Annotated in this window: 3 protein-coding genes; all 3 read left to right on the forward strand. The window is 66.1% G+C overall.

Annotation, left to right across the window (positions count from 1 at the left end; genetic code table 11):
• A partial coding sequence (locus G7Y49_RS11790; protein WP_165174049.1) for a hypothetical protein occupies positions 1–213 on the forward strand: 213 nt, incomplete at its 5' end.
• 235 nt (positions 214–448) lie between these two features.
• Positions 449–2,761: a molybdopterin-dependent oxidoreductase gene (locus tag G7Y49_RS11795; protein WP_165174051.1), complete on the forward strand. Its 2,313-nt coding sequence runs from the start codon at positions 449–451 to the stop codon at positions 2,759–2,761.
• 20 nt (positions 2,762–2,781) lie between these two features.
• The gene (locus G7Y49_RS11800) at positions 2,782–3,141 is read left to right on the forward strand and encodes an oxidoreductase (RefSeq protein ID WP_165174053.1); all 360 of its coding nucleotides are present in this window, start codon (positions 2,782–2,784) and stop codon (positions 3,139–3,141) included.
• Positions 3,142–3,143: the final 2 nt, after the last annotated feature.

Below are 3,143 nucleotides of genomic sequence, written 5' to 3' on the forward strand. Positions count from 1 at the left end.
GGCCCGAACAAGTGCCCCGAGTGCGGCAAGCCCATCCAGTCCATGGGCGGCCTCGTCCTGAAGTCCTGCCCCTTCTGCAAGTGCGACTTCACCCCCTACCTCAACGGCGAGAAGGCCGTGCCCGGCGCCCCCGCGGCCCCCGGCGCGCCCGCCGCGCCCGGCGCCCCGAAGGCCCCCGGCGCCCCCGCGGCCCCGAAGGCCCCCGGCCAGTAGGATCGGGAACCTCAGCCTGCCCCGGCCGGCCCGCCTCGAAGGAGAGAGCGAGGCGGGCGCCGAGGGCAGGCAACCCTGGCTTCAAGCACGGCGCCTCTTAACTAGGGATGGGAGGCGGCGGCCGAGGCGGAGAACCACCTCCGGCGAGGCATGCTTGCAGATAGCATGTTCTACCACGGGACATGCGAAAAGTTTTCTACGGTAATGTTAGAAACGTGGAAGAAAGAAGGAAAGTATGGCATACGGTAAACAGTGGCAGACCGTAATGGAGGACGGCACCGTCGTCACCCGCTCCAACACCTGGTCCCCCCCGGGATCCCACCCGGTCGGGTACGGCGTCAAGGTCGTCACCAAGGACGGCAAGCTCGTCCGCATCGAGGGCGACGACGACAACCCGATCACCACCGGCCGCGTCAACGCCATGAACCTCGCGCTGCGCGAGTACACCTACGCCGACAACCGCGTCATCTACCCGATGAAGCGCGCGTTCGAGGACCGCGGCAAGAACAAGTGGGAGCGCACCACCTGGGACGAGGCCCTCGACACGATCTGCGAGAAGGTCCGCTACTTCCAGAACACCTACGGCCCCGAGTCCATCGTGTGCTTCGGCGGCACCGGCCGCGAGGCGTGCATCTACTACTACGCGCTGACGTTCTCGGTGCTGCAGTCCCCGAACTGCTGCTACACGCAGTCCGGCTGGTCCTGCTACGGCCCGCGCTGCTCCATCGCCGACTACGTGCTGGGCGCCGGCTACCCCGAGCTCGACTACGCGGGGCACCTGCCCGGAAGCTACCACGACCCGGCGTACACCCTCTCCAAGTGGGTCGTCGTCTGGGGCAAGGAGCCCCTGCCCTCCAACGGCGACGGCTTCTTCGGCCACTGCCTGGTGGACATGATGAAGCTCGGCACCAAGATCATCAGCATCGACCCGCGCATCACCTGGGTCGGCGCGCATGACGGCAACATCAACCTGCAGGTCCGCCCGCAGACCGACACCGCCCTCGCCCTCGGCATCATGAACCTCATGTTCGAGAACGACGAGTACGACCACGAGTTCGCCGAGAACTGGATCTACGGCCTCGACGAGGTCAAGGCCCGCGCGGCCGAGTACCCGGTCGAGAAGGTCGCCGAGATCACGACCGTCGACGCCGAGGACATCAGGCGCGTCGCGCACATCATCGGCACCGAGCGCCCGATCGGCTGGGCGTGGGGCCTGGCCTTCGACCAGAACAAGAACGGCGTGCAGCTGTCCCAGGCGTTCATCGTCCTGGCGGCGCTGGCCGGCTCGATCGACCGCCCCGGCGGCCTGACCCTCGGCCCCCCGTCGGCCCTGCTCGGCAAGTGGCGCATGAACCAGCGCGGCGCGATGAGCGACGACGTGTGGCAGAAGCGCATCGGCGCGGCCGCATGGCCGGGCCTGTCCACGGGCATGGCGACCACGCAGCCCGACGAGACGCTGAACACCATGGAGTCCGACGAGCCCTACGCCCTCAAGATGGGCTGGTTCAACAGCTCCAACTTCCTGACCCCGACCTGCTCCGCGCAGCCCAAGCGCTGGCACAAGGCCCTCAAGAAGCTCGAGTTCGTCGTCATCCAGGACCTGACCCTCACCCCGACGGCCATGGCCGTGGGCGACTACTTCCTGCCCATGTCCACCTGGGCCGAGCACGACGGCATCGTGCTGACCCACTACGGCCGCAACACCGTGTTCATGGGCCCCATGAACAAGGCCCTGCAGGTCGGCGAGTGCAAGTCCGACATCGAGGTCTGCCTCATGTTCGGCCAGCGCCTGAACCCCGAGTGGTGGCCGTGGTACAAGCCGGCTGACGGCAAGACCCTCGACCTCGACGCGCTGCAGACCGCCGTGGAGGACTTCTTCAGCGACCAGCTCAAGGAGCTCGGCTACGACTGGAAGACCTTCCAGGAGCTCGGCATCTACCAGCCCGGCGCGCACGGCTTCGAGTACGAGAAGTACGAGAAGGGCATGCTGCGCTTCGACGGCAACCCCGGCTTCAACACCATCACCGGCCAGATCGAGGCCTACTCGATCCTGTACGAGTCCTGGGGCGAGGACCCGCTGCCCTACTACGAGGAGCCCAACTACTCGCAGGTCAGCAAGCCCGAGTGGGCCGGCCAGTACCCGCTGATCACCACCTCCGGCTCGCGCCGCTACAGCTCCTTCCACTCCGAGCACCGCGCCGTGCCGTCGCTGCGCCAGATCGACCCGTGGCCGTGGGTGCAGATCAACCCCGAGACCGCCAAGGCCTACGGCATCACCGACGGCGACTGGTGCGAGGTCTACAACATGTTCGGCGAGGCCCGCTTCAAGGCCGAGATCACGCCCGTCATGAAGCCCGGCATCCTGAACTGCGCGCACGGCTGGTGGTTCCCCGAGCAGGACGGCGAGGAGCCCAACCTGTTCGGCGTCTGGAAGTCCAACTTCAACAGCCTCGTCCCGCACATGAACATCGGCAAGCTTGGCTTCGGCGCCCCGTACAAGGGCGTTATGTGCAACATCAAGCGCGTCCGCAGCCTCGACCAGGACTAACTTGAAAGGAAGTGCACTAAATGGCAGATCAGAAGTACGCACTGCTCGTTGACTACACCTACTTCTCCGGCAACCACGCCGCAGAGATCGGCTGCAAGGAGGAGCTCGGCCTTCCGCTCGACCAGTTCGGCATCAAGGAGGTCCAGGTCGGCCCCTTCAAGAAGGGCGAGGGCAACGACGGCGACGCCTGGGAGTGGTTCTACATCCCCTGCCCGACGTCGATCTTCTCCGAGCACTGGGGAACCAACGGCGACAAGGCCGGCCAGCGCCCGCTGGCGGTCCAGGTCGAGGAGTCTGGTTCCATGTACTACGGCACCCTCGAGGACATGATCGCCAAGATGGCGGAGTTCGACCGCCCGATGGTTCTGTTCCAGCTGTAAGC

Source organism: Adlercreutzia sp. ZJ242 (genome assembly GCF_011038995.1).
Classification (GTDB): Bacteria; Actinomycetota; Coriobacteriia; order Coriobacteriales; family Eggerthellaceae; genus CAAEEV01.